This is a genomic window from Phenylobacterium sp., from assembly GCF_031984885.1.
Lineage (GTDB): Bacteria > Pseudomonadota > Alphaproteobacteria > Caulobacterales > Caulobacteraceae > Phenylobacterium.
In genome coordinates this window covers 90,949-107,150 of record NZ_DAMABV010000010.1, presented here as the reverse complement: position 1 = coordinate 107,150, position 16,202 = coordinate 90,949, and the positions used below count along the sequence as shown (strand labels likewise).

Sequence of the window (16,202 nt, the reverse complement as noted above, 5' to 3'; positions counted from 1 at the left end):
CGCGCTCAGCGCGATCCCCCGCAATTTTGCAGTGAGGACTTCATGCGCGTCTTTGCGCTCGCGGCTGCATGCATGCTCGCCATCACGGCCGAGGCTTCGGCGCGTGCACCGACGGTTGACGACCTGCTCATGTCTGAGCAGTGGGGAGATGCCTCCATCACCCCTGACGACCGCTGGCTCATCTTCGAGAAGCGCGGCCCATACGCCGCTGCGCCCAGTTTCCAAGGCGACTACTATGCACACTTGGCGACGAGCCGGCTCTTTCTAGCGGATCTCGATCACCCAGGCCCAGCCACACCCCTTTTCCCGCAGGACGACGCGGGAGGATACGTGGCCGGCCCGATATCGCCAGACGGAAAGGCCGTCCTCGTCTATCGTTTCGAAGGCGAAAGCTGGCGAGCCGGCATCGCCCAGGTTGGTCGCGGCGAGGTGCGTTGGCTCCCGGTGACGCCCGAGTACGGCATACTCGGCCGGCTGGCCCAGTGGCGCTCCAACCGGCAGCTGGTGTTCATCGTCCGACCCGGCGGCGGCCTACCCGACCGCCTGCGCCTTGGCTGGGATGCGATGGCGAAATTGCCTGAGCTTTGGGCCAGGGCCGATCGCGGCCAACCTTCGGTCACGGTCATCGGAAGCGGGCCCTTCAGCGGGCTGCGTCAAGGTCCGGCCAAGCAGCAGCTCGTGCAATTCGACGCCGAAACCGGTGAACTGAGGACCATCGCCGCCGGCGCCTTCGCCGATCTCGAACTCTCAAGCGATGGCCGCTATGCCGCCGTCCTCGCCGTGGGTGAGCAGCTGAGTCCGGCCTCGGTCCGAACGTTGCGAGACGGCGATACGCTCCAACGACACAACGTGCTCCTTGTGGACCTGGAAAACGGTCTCACCAGGTCGCCCTGCTCCGATTGCGACGTACTGCCGGGGCTGCTGGCCTGGGCCCCGACGGCGAACAAGCTGCTGGTGTTCGCACGCGCCAGGGCGAGCGCCTGGACCGATGGCGAACTCTACGTCATTGCCGCGAACTCAGGCGCGCTTGCCTCGATCGCGCGCCACGGCGTGGTCCCGACAGTCGACGTCGGCCGGGACGGGACTGTCACCGTCCAGGCAGCCTGGTTGGCCGACGCGCCCGTCTTGCACGGACGGCAAAGCCAATCGCGTCGGTCCGACTGGTATGCATTGGGCCGGGTCGGCGCCACGAACCTGACGGCTGACTTCGCGAACGCGCCAGCGACCCTGGCGGCCCAAGATGACCAAGGCCTGTTGTTAATCGCCGATGAGAGGGCATGGTCGGTCGATCGCCAAGGTCGCCCATCTCTGATGAGCGGTGCTGCCTCGCTTTCCAAGATCGCGGTCGGCGCGCCCTTGCGGCTCGCCATCAATGCTCCGTCACGCCAGTCATGGCTACCAGCGCTTCAAGAATCCCCGCGAGGAGCCGCCGTCGTACGTGTTGCGAGAGCCGGTCAGTTCAGCGTTCAGGATCTTCCCTCTGGCGCGCGGGTCGTTGCGATGAGCGCCAGCACGATGGTCGTGACCACCACGGATCGGCACGGGGTATCGCGTCTCTCGGTGCACCGGCGGGGGCTAAAGCCATTCGTGGCGCGCACAATCAACTCGGGGTTCGCCGAGCTCGAGTTCGCTGATGTCCGAGCCCTGCGCGCCAATCCCAGCGCCCGTGGCGCCCACTGGCTGTATCTGCCCCCCGGCCGCCAGGAAGGTGCGCGGCTGCCTTTGATCGTAGTCCCCTATCCGGGTGCGATCTATCCGGCCCCGCCGTCGAAATACGCGCCAGGAGCCCTGACGCTCTACACCAATCCCCAGCTACTGGCCGCGCGCGGCTATGCGGTCCTTGTTCCCAGCCTGACCGAGCCAGTCGGCACATCCGAGCCGGCGTCGGGTCTCACCGAACAGATCAGCGCCGCGGTCGAGACGGCGGTGTCCAGCGGCTTTGTTGATCCCCGACGAATCGCCATCTGGGGACACAGCTACGGCGGATACGCAGCTCTGGTCGCCGCGACGCGCTCGGAGAGGTTCGGCGCGATCATCGTCTCGGCGGGCATCTCCGATCTATCCGCTCATTGGGGTGCGATACCGCCAGACTTCGCTGTCAGCGCCGACCTCGGCCCTTCGACCAACTGGGGACAGGGGTGGGTCGAGAAGGCTGCCGGCATGGGGGGGCCCCCCTGGACCGATCCGGAGCGCTACGCTCGAAACAGCCCCTTCAGCCAGGTCGATCGGATCTCTGCACCGGTCCTGCTGATCCAGGGCGATCAGGACTCGATCGCCCTCGGGCAAGCCCAGAGCGTGTATTCGGCGCTCTATCGCCAGGGCAAGCCGGCTGCCCTGGCTACCTATTGGGGCGAGGGCCACGTCATATCGAGCCCCGGCAACGTTCGCGACATGTACGATCGCGTGTTCTCCTGGCTCTCCGCGACGATCGGAGCTCCAGGACTCGACGCATCTGGCTCTAGGCCGAAGTCCGTAGCCGCCGCTCCCAGCCGCGCGCCCATCCCTCCATCGCCGCGGCCTGCAGCACGTCGCCGGCGCCGCCGCTCCAGATGAGGCGGTCGAGGGACAAACTGCGCTCCAGGCGGCGCCGATCGAGAACGCCCTGGGTCGCTAACAGGCCCTCAAGCAGATAGCTGCGTAGAAACTGGAGATGTGCTGCGACAGCTCGGCCGAAATGGGCAGTCGCGTCCCCTTTTCCATGCCGCCAGGCGATCTCCGGCGGCAACCGCGCCTCGAAGCAGGTCCTCGCATATGCCCGATCGCGACGGCCTTGGGTGAGTTCGAAACTTGGGCGCGAAAGGCAGTGTTCGACGACTGGCTGCGCCAACAGCGGGTGGATGAAATGAGCCGCGCTGGCCCGACGCGAGGGCCCAGCGAAGCTCAAGCATTGGGTCAAGCTCCGCAGATGCAGACGCTTTCCTGGCGGAAGATCGGAGATTTCGCTCAGCCAGGGATGATCGCTGACGCGGCGGCCCGTGACATCGCAGAAGAGAGCCGAGCCAAGCACAGACCAGACCGACCGCCGCGTCCAGCGCGCCACGCTCGGAAGGATAGGCTCAGTCAGGCTCGCCAGGCCGCGGGACCTCAGGCGATCGGCGAACACCATCGGTGTCGGCATCTGAAAGAAGACGCTGTCACCACCTTTCCCACTCAGAATGGCGTCCGCGCCGAGAGCCCTGCACTGATCGGCGACATCTCGATCATAGCGAGCGTCTACGCCCCATATCGCCGGGCCTACTGCACCCGAAAACTCCCTGAGGGACGCCTCATCGAACGCAAACTCCGGCTTCCGGCGCTCGATCAGGTTCAGCCCGGTCCTGTCAGCGACGAGCCGGGCATAGGCGCGCTCGTCGCCCTCGATCTCCTCGGTATGGTAGTTGATGAGATCGGGGCCTTCTCTGGAAGAAGGGATCGCGCCAAGGGCGCTGGCCACGACGGCGGAGTCGAAGCCTCCGGACACCTCAGTGAGAACGCGACGGCCGCTCGTCAGCGCCTTGATGCACATATCGACAAGGCCGACGAGCGTCTCATCTGCCGTCGGCCCACGCCGCGCGATATCTGCGGGGAGCCAGAGCATTTTCCCCTTGCCCACCGTGTCCAGGTACTCGCCAGGCGCGAGCGCTTGAGCGCCCCAAAGCGCTGCTCCGCCAGCTATGCCTCTGCGGCCGAACTGGCGATGCAGGAAGCTCCAGTCGATCGACAGCTTCGGCGAGAGCCCTACAATCAGCCAGTCTGGCAGAGTCGAGGCGACCACCTGCGCCCCGGCGGCGTCGAAGGTGATGCACTCCAAACCACCCATTGGGTCCCGAAGGACCGCGGCTCGACCGGCCTCCGGCGGTCCAAGAGCAACGTATCTCCCCCAAGCTTCTTCGACGAGCGTTCGGCAGACCGCGGGGAAGCCCGCGGCGCCCCCCGGCGGCCAGCTAGGGTCGCCTCCGTCACGCGCAAAGACGTCGCCGATGACAACTGCACCGTCCGACATCCGGCGGACATTCAGAGCGGCGGGCGCCGATACGGCGACAAGCCGCCCCGGTTCGTCGATGGCGAGCCGCCAAGTCTCGTCCTGCGATATCGCCCGCTGGACCCAGCCGATCCGATGGGAGACTTCGCAATCGACATTCCAATGGAGTGCGACGTAGTCCGGCATAGGCCTACACCGCCATGATCGGCGTATAGCGGGTCAGGCGGCCCACCTGATCATCAAGCGCCGCGCTGCCGATCTGCAGCCAGCAGTGCGCGGAAAACGGCCAGGTCGCGACACCGAACACCCAGCGGATCTCGGCGTGGCCTCGTCGACGCAAGAATTCCAGTAGAAGAAACGAGCGGAGCAGACAGCGTCCTTGGAATGGCAGCCAAGGCAAGCAGACCTGAAAGAGGCGGACATCTTCGAACAGGTCGCCGGCCCTGACTTGCCTTGTGCAGCCACTGCGCCGCGCCCATTCGACGACAGCCCCAAATGATCGGACCCGAAAGCGCCACGTTGCGCTGAAGTAGACAATGAGTAGATCGGCGATCGCCGGGATGGTGAACCGCGCGGGCCTCCCGTCGGGCAGATCGCGTTCCGGCCGATCCGGCGGCGCCGCGAGCGAGCGGTCGTTGCTGCCCGGATGGGGCGACGAGAGCATTCCGGCGTTGCTGAGCCGCTCCTGAAGCGATGGCTCGTAAACCGCCATCTCACCGTCGCGGCCACGAACGACGCTGCCGGCGGAGCCCGGAAGGCAAAGGTAGACGCCTCGGCGTGCATCCAGAAACACGAGGTCGTCCGCAACGACGGCTAGATGGCAGTCTGGGGAAAGGTGCATGGCGGCGAAGGGCGCTCCTCTGACGTCGCGAACGCCCGGCGCCGGCGAGCCGGCGCCGGGTTGGTCACGGCGAGGTCTCAGACCTCGTCGTAGCGGTCGCCAGCCAGCTCGATGAACTCACCGTCGGGATAGCCCTTGGTCAGCCTTTTGGCGTCGCCAAAGCAGGTGAGTCCATGGCGAAGGAAGTTACGGAAGTAGAGCATTTCGCCCTCCGCTTGCTTAACACCACTCATTGTGGCGAATAGAGCAGGCCCGCCGTGAGAATTGCATTCAAGATATATTCCCTAGATACGATAATATATTTGCCCTGACGCCATATGCTTCAGTGTTTCCGCCGCGTGATCACGCCGCACTCTGTGATATCGCGTCGTCCAGGCGCTCAACGCCTCGCAGTTCCAATCGACTGCCTCGAACGCCGCAAGCTCGCCGTGCTGATCGAGCAAGACTGCGTTTTCGGCGCGCCGGATGTTTCCCAGCCTCACCGTCAGGGCGCCATGGGCCTGGAACAGCGGCATATTGCCGGACGCGGCGACCAGACTTCGGAAGGTCCGTGCGGCCTGGCGTATTGGCTCAGCGCCTGCTGGCGCTTCGCCACTCTCGATCAGCACGCCCAAGTCCCGACGAGCGCCGAGGCTCTGCAGCGCCAGCCTCACATAGGCCTCATGTAGATCGTAGAGCGACAGCAGAAGATCGTACTCAACCCGCCAGCAACTGAAGCCGGCCCCACGCCGCTCCTCAATGACTTGCTCTCCCGCGAGCCAGCCAAGAGCCTCTCGAATGGGCGTCGTGCTGAACTCGAACTCCTGGGCCAGTTCAACGATCGCCAAGGCTTCACCAGGCGCATAGACGCCATCGGCTAGCCGGCTTCGCAGCGCACGCAACACGCTACCGAATGGATCACGCGTTCGAGGCAAAACGAGCCCCCAGGGCAGTCGCGCGCTGTAGGAACATCGGAAATACAAGCCCGGGCCAAGCCAAACCAAGGCCCGATCATCCCACAATCAATACGATGCAAGAATGTGTCCGAACGCGACATTCTGCGATCATTTAAGCTATTGGATTGACGGGCTTTCCGACAAAAAATGACGGCATATTCTCTCGAATAACGTCAGTATACCTCCACTTTTACCTATTGATTACAGCCGATACCGTGCGCAATCATCCCTACCGTAGGACGCGTCGCAGGCGCTGTTTCCCGCATGGGTTTAAATTATCGACGGCGGCGGCTGAATGTTCCCCCGACCTCCCGACCGGGCGACGCAGAGCGATCTCCTGGCGTCCATGCTTCGCTCCATCCGCCGACGTCGCGGATGGAGCGTACGGCAGGCTGCTCGCGCGATGGCGATGTCCATGCGCTCCTACGAGCGCTTCGAGGCCGGCGACGGCGAAATCCGTCTCGAGCGTCTTTTTCGCTTTGCGAACCTCACGGACAGCGATCCCCTAGCGATCGTCGCGGGGCTCTATCTGGCCGACCCCAATCTCGCGGTGCGCTGCGCAGACCACAAGCTGACGCTCATTCACGCAATGGCGTTGAAGCGATTTCACGGCCAGGTCGGAGAGGATCTCGGCCAGCTCGACGTCGTGACGCTGATCGGCGCATTCACGGTGACTTTCGAGAAGCTCGCATCCTCGCTGGGCGACCGGCGAGCTGCAGCAGAGACATGGCTGAGCGCTGAATCAGCGCCCAGCCGCCCCGCTGAAGACGAGGACCTCCCCTAGAGCAAGGCGAACATCAGATGACGATAGACGCTGTGGATTCTCAAGGCGCTTTGATCGAGGCGAGGAGCGCTTCCGGTCCCCGATCCCGTGAGGCGACACTGACGGCGGACCTCTCCGCTATCGAGTTGCGTGCGATCACTGATCGGCAGCTTCAATGCCTAGCGTGGGTTCAGGAAGGTAAGAGCGCCAGCGATATTGGCGGCATTCTCGGGATTTCCAGCCGGACGGTAGAGGGGCATCTGTCCAAGGTGTGTGCGCACCTGAATGTCAGAACACGCTTCCAGGCGGTCCTCAAAGCGCTCGACCTCGGTCTGCTCGCTCGAAGGCCGTAAGGCTACCTGCCCATAGCGAGTAGCCTTACGGCTCTCCTCCGTCACCGCCTCCCTGCCAAGGTCAAGTCAGGAGGCGCTGATGACCCACCTTCCTTCGTCCATCGTCGGCCGGGCTTGCGAGCCATGATGCTTGAGCTTGCGGAGATGCGAGCGCTCATCGAGCGCTGCGCGCCAAACGTCGCCCACGCGACGCTGCTCGGCATCGCCGAGGTGGAGAGTGGCTTTGATCCGCTGGCGATTGGCGTCAACGGCCCACCACATCGCCAGGTGCGGTCCACCAACGCCCCCGACGCGATCGCCGCGGCGAAGCGGCTGATTGAAAGCGGCGCGAGCATCGATCTCGGACTCGCTCAGATCAACAGCCGCAACCTCGATCGATTGAACCTCTCGATAGAGGCCGCATTCGACCCATGCGAGAACCTGGCGGCGTCGGCCGCTGTCCTTCGCGAGGGCTTCGACCGCGCCCGGGCCGCCGACCAGGCTCCTCAGACGGCATTGAGAACAGCGCTATCCCACTACAACACCGGACATCCCGAACGCGGCATTCGAAACGGCTACGTCGCCAAGGTCGTGGCTGCGGCCGAACGCTTCGGCCAGCAGGACCCCGCGCCCGAAGAGGCCGAGCCCCCGGCGCCGAGCTGGGACGCCTTCGCCGTCGCACGCGAAGTCAAATGGCGCACCAGCTTCGTCTTCTCCCCTCAACCGGAACCCGCCCAATGAATCGTTCCCGCAACACCTATGTCCTGCTGCTGGCCGCGGTCGCGAGCGCCGCCGCAACGCCGGCTTTTGCGCAGGCCAGCGGCGTGGGCGGCGATATCGGCGCCTTCATCCAGAACATCATCGACCTGCTGAGCAGCGGCATCGTTCGCGGACTGGCCATCCTGGCCGTCATCGCCACCGGCATCGCCTGGATGTTCGGCCACCTGGACCTGCGCCGCGCCGGCACGGTCATCGTCGGGATCATCGTCATCTTCGGCGCGGCCACCATCGTCGACATGATCACGGGGGGCTGACATGAGCTCGGTCCCAGAACGCCTGACCGAGGACATTCTCTTTCTGGCCTGTACAAGGCCAGCGACCGTGCTCGGCGTTCCAATGGAGGCGGTGGGCGTCAACCTGCTTGTCTCTGCGGTGGCCTTCCTCGCCGCGGACTCGATGCTCTACCTTCTCATCGCACCGGGTCTGCACCTCGTCTTTCAGGCGGTCTGCCGAAGCGATCCCAACGCCTTCCGGGTTCTCTATCTTCACCTTGAGACGAGAGGTCGGGCCCGCAACACCCAGGCGTGGGGCGGCAGCTCGGCGACCCCGTTGCCGCTCACGCGCCACGCGGCTCTGAGGCGGCGTCGTGCCTAAATCCGTCCGCCCGATCTCAGCCAAGCTGCGCAAGCGCGAGCAAGAGCCTGACGCGGCTCTTCCATTCGCCCGTCACCTTAACGACCAGGTAGTCCTCCTCGACACAGGCGCCTTGATGCTGAGCTTTCGGCTGGAAGGGACGAGTTTCGAAACAGCGGATCCACGCGACCTCAACGACCTCCACGCCAAGCTCAACAACACCTGGCGTAATCTCGCCGACGACCAGTTGGCGATCTGGCACCACGTCGTCCGAAGGGCTTCCGAGGACTACCCCAACGGTCGCTTTCGCTCACGTTTCGCCGCCGAACTCGACCACGCCTACCGCGACCGTCTCCAATGCGAACGGCTTTTCATCAACGAACTCTACCTGACGCTTGTGCTTCACGCCGGGCGCGCCCTCCCAAGCCGCCTGCAGGCCCTGTTCGGACGCCTCGATCGTTCCGCTGACCAGGCCGCAGAGAGCAACGCGATACGCCGCATCGAAGACGCTGGGCGCAATCTGACTCAGCACCTCGGTCGGTACGGCCCGACGCCGCTTGGCCTGCGAACGCGCAATGATCTGGTCTTCTCAGAACCCATGGAGCTCATGCGCCTCATCCTCACCGGGCGCAGCGAACCGGTTCCGCTCGTGCGGGGCCACCTGGGCGCGTCGATCTATTCGGCCCGCTTGATCTTTGGGCGCGAGGCGCTGGAAATTCGCGAGGCCTCGCGAGAGACCTTTGCTGGGGTCCTCGGCGTCAAGGAGTACCCCGCCTCGACCCGTCCCGGGCTCTGGAACGACCTGCTCGCAGCGCCCTTCCCGCTCGTCGTGGCCCAATCCTTCAGCTTCCTCTCCAAGCCGGCGGCTCGCGCTCTCCTCGCGCGCAAGCAGAACCAGATGGTTTCGGCCCGCGACCGCGCCGCTTCCCAGGTGTCGGGCCTCGAAGAGGCCCTCGACGATCTCGTTTCCAACAGGTTCGTTCTCGGCGACCATCAAGCCTCGGTCCTTGTCTATGGCGCCGCGCCGGGGGAGCTGGCGAACCGTCTGGCCAAGGCCCGCGCCCTGATGGCCGACAGCGGCCTGGTCGTCGCGCGCGAGGACCTCGGCCTTGAAGCGGCCTTCTGGGCCCAATTCCCTGGCGCATTCCGCTTCCGACTCCGGCCCGCCGCGATCACCAGCCGCAATTTCGCGAGCTTCGCCCCCCTGCACACCCATCCCAGCGGTCGGCTGGAGGGCAATCATTGGGGACCGGCCGTCGCCCTGCTGCGCAGCTCGGCTGCATCCCCGTTCCATTTCAGCTTTCATGTCGGAGACGTCGGACACACCTTCGTCTGCGGCCCGACGGGAGCGGGCAAGACGGTCGTGCAGAACTTCCTGCTCGCCCAACTGGAAAAGTTCGGCGCCCGCCAAGTCTTCATCGACAAGGATCGCGGGGCGGAGATTTTCGTCCGCGCCTGTGGCGGAACCTATCTGGCGCTACGGCCTGGGGAGCCGACAGGCTTTGCGCCCCTGAAGGCGCTTGGCGACACGCCTGCCGACCGGACGTTCCTCAGCCGCCTGATCCAGCAGCTGGCGGCGCCCGACGGGCAGATCACGCCGCGGGAGGCGCGTGCGATAGATGCGGCGCTCGCGGCCCTCAGCCCCCTTCCACCGAGGCAGAGATCCATCTCAGCGCTTCGAGCGCTGCTCGGCCAACGCGACGCCGACGGTATCGGCGCCCGGCTGGAGCGTTGGCGACGCGGCAATCCCCTTGGCTGGGTCTTCGACGGCGAGGCCGACGCACTCGACCTGAGCAACCGCTTTCTGGGCTTCGACATCACCCACATCCTCGACGTCCCGGAAATCCGTACGCCGGTAATGATGTACCTCCTGCATCGACTGCAGGTGCTCGTCGATGGCCAGCGCCTCGTCCTCGACATCGACGAGTTCTGGAAGGCCTTGGGCGATGAAGCCTTCCAGGGCCTGGCGCAGGACGGCCTGAAGACCTTTCGCAAGCAGAACGCCTTCATGGTGTTTGGCACCCAGTCGCCTGCGGATGTCCTTCGCTCGCCGATCGCCCACACCATCGTCGAGCAATGCGCGACCAAGATCTTCCTGCCCAATTCCAGCGCTACCGAGCGCGACTACAGGGAAGGCTTTGGCCTGAGCGAACGCGAGTTCGCGCTGGTTCGTGATGAGATGTCGCCGGAGCGGCGGCACTTCCTGGTGAAACAGGGTCACAACTCCATCGTCGTCGACCTGGACCTGACCGGCCTCGACGACGAATTGGCCGTGCTGTCGGGCCGGACCCAAACCGTTGAGCTGCTCGATCGCATTCGCGGCCTGCACGGCGACGATCCCGATCGTTGGCGTCTGCCTTTCCAGAATGCTCGGAGAAACCTCCTATGAAACGCGCGCTACTAGCTTCGATCGCGAGCGTGTGGCTCGCCACCCAACCTCAGCCCGTGTCGGCGCAGGTCATCGTCCACGACCCGACGGCCTATGCGAACCTGCTCCAGCAGGCGCAGACGGCCCTCAACCAGTTGAACGAGCTGAAGTCCCAGGTCATCGAGGCCAAGCGCCTCTACGACGGATTCAATCAGATCTCGGACGTGAACAGCCTGGCCGCCGCCCTGTCCACGCCAGCGCTTCGCGCATTCGTCCCGCAGATCGAAACCTACGTCGCCGCGTCGAATGGCGACTTCTCAGGACTGGGGGAACTCGGCGAGACGGCCGACCTCATTCGCCAGACGCACCGGCTCTTCTCGGCCAAGCCTGGCGACGTGCTTGGGCAGGAGCTCGAGCGCATCGGCGACCGCGCAGCTCGCGATCTCGCACTTGGCCGCCAAGCGGCCGATGTGGGGTCCGAGCGCTTGGACGGCCTGGCCGAAATCGCGAGTGCGCTCGACACCGCGACCAACGCCAGAGCGGTCATGGACATTCAAGCGCGCCTGGCCGCTGAGCAGGCGATGATCGCGAATGATCAAATGCGCTTGCAAGGCCTGGCCATGGCGCAGGCGGCCGAGGAGCGGCTGCAAACGCAACGCGATCACGAGCGCAGCCGGACAGCGGCCGACGCGCGCTTGGCGCTCTATCGAGAGGCCTTCCAATGATCCGGGTGCTGATCCTCGGGGCGGCCCTGGCCGGGTGTTCGCCCCAGGGCCACGAGGCCCGAGCCGAGCTTCTCAAGGCCTGCAGGTCCGGCGAGCGATCCGGCGAAGTTTGCGAGCGGGCGCTTGCGGGAGAGCGCGATGCACGCGCCGCCGCTCGGCGCACCCTCTACAAAGAAGCACTCTGAGGACGCCATGCCATTCGCCGTCTTCGGTCCAGCCTACGCCTTCATTGATGATCGGCTCGAGCAGTTTCTGACCCAGGGCGCTTCTGGGATGGTGGCTGAATTGGCTGGCCCCATGCGGCTCGCCTTGGTCCTGTATGTGCTGCTCTACGGGTTTGCGATCCTGCGCGGCGCTATCGCCGAGCCCTTCATGGACTTCGCCGTCCGCTCCCTGAAGCTCGCCGTCATCTATATGCTCGCGACCAGCGTCGCGTATGGCGACTGGGTCGCAGAGCCGCTCTTTCGGACGCTTCCGGAGGCCCTGGCGCAAGCCATCAGCGGCGGCGCGGCGCAGGAGCCCGGCGCGGCCTTCGACCAGTTCTTCGCCCGCGGCGCCTATCTCGGCCAGAAGATCGCCGACACCGGGAGCGCGATCGACATCGCACCGTGGCTGATGGCCGCCGCGGTCTTCCTGATCGGCGCCGCCGCGGCGGCGCTGGGGTTTGGCATCGTCATGATCGCCAAGATCGCGCTGGCCCTCCTGATCGCGCTCGGGCCCATCTTCGTCGCCTGCGCCCTCTTCGACGGAACAAGGCGCTACTTCTTCGGCTGGTTGAGCCAGGCGGTGAACTACCTTGTGCTCTTCGCCCTGATCATCAGCGTCTTCCAGCTGGTGCTCTCGCTGGTCGGCGATCAATGGTCTGCGATCGACGGACACGATCCCATGGTGGGGGGCCTCCTGTTCGTCGCGCTGTGTTTCCTGGCCGCCATCTTCTTCCTGCAAACCCCCGCCATCGCCGCCGGCATCGCGGGCGGCGCCAGCGCGGGAATCGCCGACTTCGCGACCGCCGGCGCCAGCGCCTTCCGCTCCCCGGCCGCCGCATTGCATTCCGCGCCCTTCACGACCCGCCCGCCGACCGGCGGCGGGTCCATTCGCCCAGCGAGGAGCACATGATCAGGCGCACGCTGATCTGCATTGTGGCCGTTCTGCTCATGGCCGCCTGCCAGGGCGCGGCCTCGGGCGCCTGCCAAGGGCAACGGCGCCCGGCAAACCCTTACGGCTCGGTGTTGAACCACGGCCCAGCGCCGACAGAATCTGCTGCTGCCGCCTGTGGAGGCGGCCGATGAACGGCGTGCCCGCCGCCGACCTCCGCGCCTACTTCGCGGAAGCCACGAGCTGGGACGCCGACCGATTGGCCGCCGCCCGCCGGTCCGCGCAACTGGCCTGGGGGGTGGCCGGCCTGGCCGGCCTGCTCGCAACGGCGGCGGTCGTGGCGCTCGCAGCCCTCACTCCGCTGAAGTCGGTCGAGCCATATGTCGTGCGCGTCGACCGTGCGACAGGCGCCGTGGAGGTCATGACAGCGCTCAAAGACGTGCAGCAGCGTGCCTATGACGAGGCCGTCACCAAGTCGTTTCTCGCGACCTATGTCCGAGCCCGGGAAGGCTGGCTGCCGAGCGCCGCCGAAGCCAATTTCCGGCAGGTGTCGCTGATGTCCACGCCGCAAGAGCAACAGCGTTGGGCCGCGGCGTTCCGGCCCAGCAACCCGGCCAGTCCGCAGGTGGTGCTGGGCGAGGCGGCGGAAGCGCTCATCGAGATCAGGGCGATCAGCTTCATCGCCCCCGACGTCGCGAACGTCAGATTTCATCGGATCAATCGTCGCGGCGCGCAGGTCGAGGAAAGCGATTGGATCGCAACCGTGGCCTTCAGCTACGCCAAGGCGCCGATGCGCGAAGCCGACCGGCTCGCCAACCCCCTGGGCTTTCAGGTTTCGAGCTATCGGGCGGACGCTGAGGTGGCGCCATGAAACGTCGAGCGTTGATCTTCCTACTGCTCGCCGGACTTCCGCTCCCAGTCGCAGCGGCGGACCCGGCGTCCGCGCCAGACCCAAGGATCAGGATCGTGGACTACGATGCGAACCGGGTCGTGCGCCTGGCCGCTTCGCCGCGGGCCGCCCTTCAGGTCATCTTCGGCGACGGCGAGGCCATCCAACACGTCGCGCTCGGCCAGCCAACCGCATGGGAGGTCGCCGCCGAAGGCCCGGTCCTGTTCATCAAACCGCGGGGTACGCCAGCAACGTCGAACCTTTTGGTGTCGACCAACACGGGCGCGGGCCGAGGTCGCCATTACGCCTTCGAACTTGCACCGCTCTCGACCAAGCCGGCTGAGCGCGCCGTCTTCGTCCTGCGGTTTCGATACCCGTCTGAGGAAGCCGACCGACTGAGCAAGACGCTGACTGCCGAGGCCCTCGCACTGGAGCAGAAGATCCTTCAGCTGAAACTCGAGCGGGGCGCGATCGAAGGGCCAAGAAACCTCGACTACGAGCTCCAGGGGGCCTTCTCTCTCGCGCCTTCGGAGGTCTCCGACAACGGCCGCTTCACGGTGATGCGGTTTCCGGCGTCTCAGGCGCTCGCAGCGATCTACGTCGTGGATGAAGACGGCGGCGAACGGCTCGCGCAGTTTGATGTCCGCGGTGAGTTCGTAGTGATCCACGAGAGGGCGGCCCTGTTCCGGCTTCGCCGGGGTCGCCAGGTCCTCTGCATCCGCAATCGTGCGCCTGGCCCCGCGGGCGCCGCCACGGGGACGCTGACGGCCTCGCCGGAAGTCGAACGCAGCCTGGCTCCCAAGCCATGAACGAGGATGTCTCCGACGTCGCCGCCGCGAGCACCTCTCCTGACGCTCGCGCCGATCTCAATCGCACGATCACGCCTGTCTCTGGACGCGCCGACGGGGCCCGCGGCAAGGCCATCGCCTTGGCTGGTCTCGTCCTGGGTTGTGCGGTGTTCGCGGCCGTGACCTGGCGTCAGGAACACCCACGCGCGCCGCGGCCACCGCCGAAACGGCCCGTACAGCAGATTGTCCCCTTCGAAGCGGTGCGCGCGGAGGCGACGGCCGACAGCCCCCGTCCCCTCGCTGATCCATCGACCGCGACGCCAACCGAACCCGCGTCACCGGGGCGCCAGCGGCCATCCGGCTCGTCCATCCCCGCGCCTGGACCAGACACGCCGCCGGCGCCTTCGTCGATGCTCGCCTACTCGCAGCCTTCTTCCAGAATCGACCCCGTCATACGCCCGGCGAGCACCGCCACGCCGACGCCCGAGACGGAGCTCGACCAGCTTCGGCGCGGCTCTGACATCGCCAGCGTCAAGGCCAGCCGCCTTGCCCAACGCGATCTGATGCTGGTCGCAGGAACCCTCATTCCTTGCGTTCTGGAAACAGCCCTGGACAGCTCCACGCCCGGGTATGTCAGCTGTCTCATCACACGTGATGTCTACTCGGCGACCGGTGTGGTCGTGGTGCTGGAGAAGGGATCTCGCGTGCTCGGGGAGTATCGCGCGGGCATGCGCCAGGGGCAGCGACGGCTGTTCGTGCTCTGGACCCGAGCGCTGACGCCCAGCGGCGTCGCAGTTCAGCTCTCGTCGCCCGCGAGCGACCCGCTTGGTCGCGCCGGCTTCGACGGCGATCTGGACACCCACTTCTGGGACCGCTTTGGCGGGGCGGTCGTCCTGTCCATTCTCGACCTGGGCGTCGCCGAGGTCGGAAGCAACGAGTACGGGTACCTTGTCCGCGAGCCGTCCGCGGCAGCAGCCGTCGCAGTCGAAAAGTCGATCGATATCCCGCCCTCCCTGCGCAAACGCCACGGAGAGGAAGTCGCGATCTTTACCGCGGTGGATCTCGACTTCGGCCCCGTCTACCGCCTGAAGGCCCGATAAGGGTGCCCGCCGGCGACACCACCGTGCTCGAGCACTATCTACATCCGTTCCGCGCTCACCTGGACGACGAGCGGGTGACTGAGATCGTCGTGAACAAGCCCGGCGAGTTCGCAGTCGAGCGCGAAGGACGCTGGACCTGGATCGAGGCCCCCCAATTGTCGCCAGATTGGCTGGGTCCGCTCGCCATCGCGGCGGCGGCCGCCACGGCGCAAGATGTCCAGGATCAGCATCCGATCTGCACCACCGTGCTGCCAACCGGCGAGCGCTGCCAGATCGTCCTGCCGCCGGCTGCGGACTCCATCTCGCTGACCTTTCGCAGACCTTCTCGCCGCGCCGCCGATCTTGAAGAGATGATCGGCGAGGGACTGTTCGACGAAGTCTCCGCCGGGTCCAATTCCGCCGACACGCTCGACCAGCGCCTGCTGGACCTGCATCGCGCCCGTGAGTGGCGCGCGTTCTTCACGCTGGCGGTGGAAAGCCGCCGCAACATTCTCATTTCCGGAGCGACCGGCGCCGGCAAGACGACCCTGGCCAAAGGATTGATACGACTCATTCCGCAGGCCGAGCGACTGATCACGATCGAGGACGCCCGCGAGCTGCAGACGCCGCATCGGAACGCCGTCCATTTGCTCTATGCAAAGGATGGACAGGGCCTGGCGCAGATCGGCCCGAAGGCCCTGCTGGAGAGCGCGTTGAGGATGCGACCTGACCGCATCCTCCTCCAGGAGCTCCGCGATGAAGCCGCGTACTTCTACCTCCGCAACGTCAATTCCGGACATCCGGGCTCAATCACGACCATCCACGCCAACTCCGCCCGGCTAGCCTTCGAACAGCTGACCCTGCTCGTGAAGGAGAGCCAGGGCGGCCGCGACCTGCCCCGCGGCGACATTCACGACCTCCTTCGTCGGCTCGTCGACATAGTCGTCCAGGTCAGGCGCGTCGGGGGGCGCTTTCAGGTTGTCGAAGTCTGGTTCGAGCCCGATCGCCGATGCGCCGGCTAGGGCCGCTCCAGCTTGTCGCGCTGGCGAGCGCATCAAGCCTGATCGGCGTTT

At 65.8% G+C, this 16,202-nt stretch carries 17 protein-coding genes; 13 read left to right on the top strand and 4 right to left on the bottom strand.

The features are described 5' to 3' along the window. Nucleotides 1-42: 42 nt before the first annotated feature. The gene (locus RTL41_RS15540) at nt 43-2,553 is read left to right on the top strand and encodes a prolyl oligopeptidase family serine peptidase (RefSeq protein ID WP_312165971.1); all 2,511 of its coding nucleotides are present in this window, start codon (nt 43-45) and stop codon (nt 2,551-2,553) included. On the opposite strand, the gene RTL41_RS15535 is transcribed toward RTL41_RS15540, so the two are convergent. From RTL41_RS15535 to RTL41_RS15520, 4 genes are all read right to left on the bottom strand, one after another. Next, a complete protein-coding gene (locus RTL41_RS15535) occupies nt 2,459-3,799 on the bottom strand; it encodes an asparagine synthase C-terminal domain-containing protein (protein WP_312165970.1) in 1,341 nt (446 codons plus the stop codon). The genes RTL41_RS15540 and RTL41_RS15535 overlap by 95 nt on opposite strands. 352 nt (nt 3,800-4,151) lie before the next feature. Continuing rightward, nucleotides 4,152-4,754, bottom strand: coding sequence for a lasso peptide biosynthesis B2 protein (locus tag RTL41_RS15530; protein ID WP_312165969.1), 603 nt, complete (start codon nt 4,752-4,754; stop codon nt 4,152-4,154). A 125-nt stretch (nt 4,755-4,879) separates the two neighbouring features. Continuing rightward, complete coding sequence (locus tag RTL41_RS15525; protein ID WP_312165968.1) at nt 4,880-5,005, bottom strand: hypothetical protein; 126 nt, start codon at nt 5,003-5,005, stop codon at nt 4,880-4,882. A gap of 81 nt (nt 5,006-5,086) precedes the next feature. Continuing rightward, complete coding sequence (locus RTL41_RS15520; RefSeq protein WP_312165967.1) at nt 5,087-5,686, bottom strand: GntR family transcriptional regulator; 600 nt, start codon at nt 5,684-5,686, stop codon at nt 5,087-5,089. A gap of 346 nt (nt 5,687-6,032) precedes the next feature. On the opposite strand from RTL41_RS15520, the gene RTL41_RS15515 reads away from it, so the two are divergent. The 12 genes from RTL41_RS15515 (at nt 6,033) to virB11 (ending at nt 16,151) form a co-directional block, all read left to right on the top strand. After that, nucleotides 6,033-6,521 (top strand): helix-turn-helix transcriptional regulator, encoded by a 489-nt coding sequence (locus RTL41_RS15515; protein WP_312165966.1) that lies wholly within the window; start codon nt 6,033-6,035, stop codon nt 6,519-6,521. A 17-nt stretch (nt 6,522-6,538) separates the two neighbouring features. Continuing rightward, on the top strand, nt 6,539-6,853 hold the full coding sequence (locus RTL41_RS15510; protein WP_312165965.1) for a helix-turn-helix transcriptional regulator: 315 nt from the start codon (nt 6,539-6,541) through the stop codon (nt 6,851-6,853). Nucleotides 6,854-6,976: 123 nt separating this feature from the next. Beyond that, complete coding sequence (locus RTL41_RS15505) at nt 6,977-7,573, top strand: lytic transglycosylase domain-containing protein (RefSeq protein WP_312165964.1); 597 nt, start codon at nt 6,977-6,979, stop codon at nt 7,571-7,573. Then, the gene (locus RTL41_RS15500; RefSeq protein WP_312165962.1) at nt 7,570-7,866 is read left to right on the top strand and encodes a TrbC/VirB2 family protein; all 297 of its coding nucleotides are present in this window, start codon (nt 7,570-7,572) and stop codon (nt 7,864-7,866) included. Before RTL41_RS15505 ends, RTL41_RS15500 begins: the two co-directional genes overlap by 4 nt. 1 nt (nt 7,867) lies before the next feature. Beyond that, nucleotides 7,868-8,206: a type IV secretion system protein VirB3 gene (locus RTL41_RS15495; RefSeq protein WP_312165961.1), complete on the top strand. Its 339-nt coding sequence runs from the start codon at nt 7,868-7,870 to the stop codon at nt 8,204-8,206. Further along, a complete protein-coding gene (locus RTL41_RS15490; protein WP_312165959.1) occupies nt 8,199-10,574 on the top strand; it encodes a VirB4 family type IV secretion/conjugal transfer ATPase in 2,376 nt (791 codons plus the stop codon). Before RTL41_RS15495 ends, RTL41_RS15490 begins: the two co-directional genes overlap by 8 nt. Continuing rightward, nucleotides 10,571-11,278 (top strand): type IV secretion system protein, encoded by a 708-nt coding sequence (locus RTL41_RS15485; RefSeq protein ID WP_312165958.1) that lies wholly within the window; start codon nt 10,571-10,573, stop codon nt 11,276-11,278. Before RTL41_RS15490 ends, RTL41_RS15485 begins: the two co-directional genes overlap by 4 nt. A 138-nt stretch (nt 11,279-11,416) precedes the next feature. After that, complete coding sequence (locus RTL41_RS15480) at nt 11,417-12,394, top strand: type IV secretion system protein (protein WP_312165957.1); 978 nt, start codon at nt 11,417-11,419, stop codon at nt 12,392-12,394. Nucleotides 12,395-12,563: 169 nt separating this feature from the next. Next, nucleotides 12,564-13,244: a VirB8/TrbF family protein gene (locus tag RTL41_RS15475; protein ID WP_312165956.1), complete on the top strand. Its 681-nt coding sequence runs from the start codon at nt 12,564-12,566 to the stop codon at nt 13,242-13,244. Beyond that, entirely contained in the window at nt 13,241-14,071 is an 831-nt protein-coding gene (locus RTL41_RS15470; protein WP_312165955.1) for a TrbG/VirB9 family P-type conjugative transfer protein, read from the top strand. The genes RTL41_RS15475 and RTL41_RS15470 overlap by 4 nt, the downstream gene beginning before the upstream one ends. Then, the gene (locus RTL41_RS15465) at nt 14,068-15,150 is read left to right on the top strand and encodes a TrbI/VirB10 family protein (RefSeq protein ID WP_312165954.1); all 1,083 of its coding nucleotides are present in this window, start codon (nt 14,068-14,070) and stop codon (nt 15,148-15,150) included. Before RTL41_RS15470 ends, RTL41_RS15465 begins: the two co-directional genes overlap by 4 nt. Nucleotides 15,151-15,152: 2 nt before the next feature. Further along, nucleotides 15,153-16,151 (top strand): P-type DNA transfer ATPase VirB11, encoded by a 999-nt coding sequence (gene virB11, locus RTL41_RS15460; protein WP_312165953.1) that lies wholly within the window; start codon nt 15,153-15,155, stop codon nt 16,149-16,151. Nucleotides 16,152-16,202: the final 51 nt, after the last annotated feature.

What these genes read in the sequence shown, in the direction of transcription:
- RTL41_RS15540 (WP_312165971.1), top strand. Translation starts at nt 43, where the DNA reads ATGCGCGTCTTTGCGCTCGCGGCTGCATGCATGCTCGCCATCACGGCC.
- RTL41_RS15535 (WP_312165970.1), bottom strand. Translation starts at nt 3,799, where the DNA reads ATGGGTGGTTTGGAGTGCATCACCTTCGACGCCGCCGGGGCGCAGGTG.
- RTL41_RS15525 (WP_312165968.1), bottom strand. Translation starts at nt 5,005, where the DNA reads ATGCTCTACTTCCGTAACTTCCTTCGCCATGGACTCACCTGCTTTGGC.
- RTL41_RS15515 (WP_312165966.1), top strand. Translation starts at nt 6,033, where the DNA reads ATGTTCCCCCGACCTCCCGACCGGGCGACGCAGAGCGATCTCCTGGCG.
- RTL41_RS15510 (WP_312165965.1), top strand. Translation starts at nt 6,539, where the DNA reads ATGACGATAGACGCTGTGGATTCTCAAGGCGCTTTGATCGAGGCGAGG.
- RTL41_RS15505 (WP_312165964.1), top strand. Translation starts at nt 6,977, where the DNA reads ATGATGCTTGAGCTTGCGGAGATGCGAGCGCTCATCGAGCGCTGCGCG.
- RTL41_RS15500 (WP_312165962.1), top strand. Translation starts at nt 7,570, where the DNA reads ATGAATCGTTCCCGCAACACCTATGTCCTGCTGCTGGCCGCGGTCGCG.
- RTL41_RS15495 (WP_312165961.1), top strand. Translation starts at nt 7,868, where the DNA reads ATGAGCTCGGTCCCAGAACGCCTGACCGAGGACATTCTCTTTCTGGCC.
- RTL41_RS15485 (WP_312165958.1), top strand. Translation starts at nt 10,571, where the DNA reads ATGAAACGCGCGCTACTAGCTTCGATCGCGAGCGTGTGGCTCGCCACC.
- RTL41_RS15480 (WP_312165957.1), top strand. Translation starts at nt 11,417, where the DNA reads ATGCACGCGCCGCCGCTCGGCGCACCCTCTACAAAGAAGCACTCTGAG.
- RTL41_RS15475 (WP_312165956.1), top strand. Translation starts at nt 12,564, where the DNA reads ATGAACGGCGTGCCCGCCGCCGACCTCCGCGCCTACTTCGCGGAAGCC.
- RTL41_RS15470 (WP_312165955.1), top strand. Translation starts at nt 13,241, where the DNA reads ATGAAACGTCGAGCGTTGATCTTCCTACTGCTCGCCGGACTTCCGCTC.
- RTL41_RS15465 (WP_312165954.1), top strand. Translation starts at nt 14,068, where the DNA reads ATGAACGAGGATGTCTCCGACGTCGCCGCCGCGAGCACCTCTCCTGAC.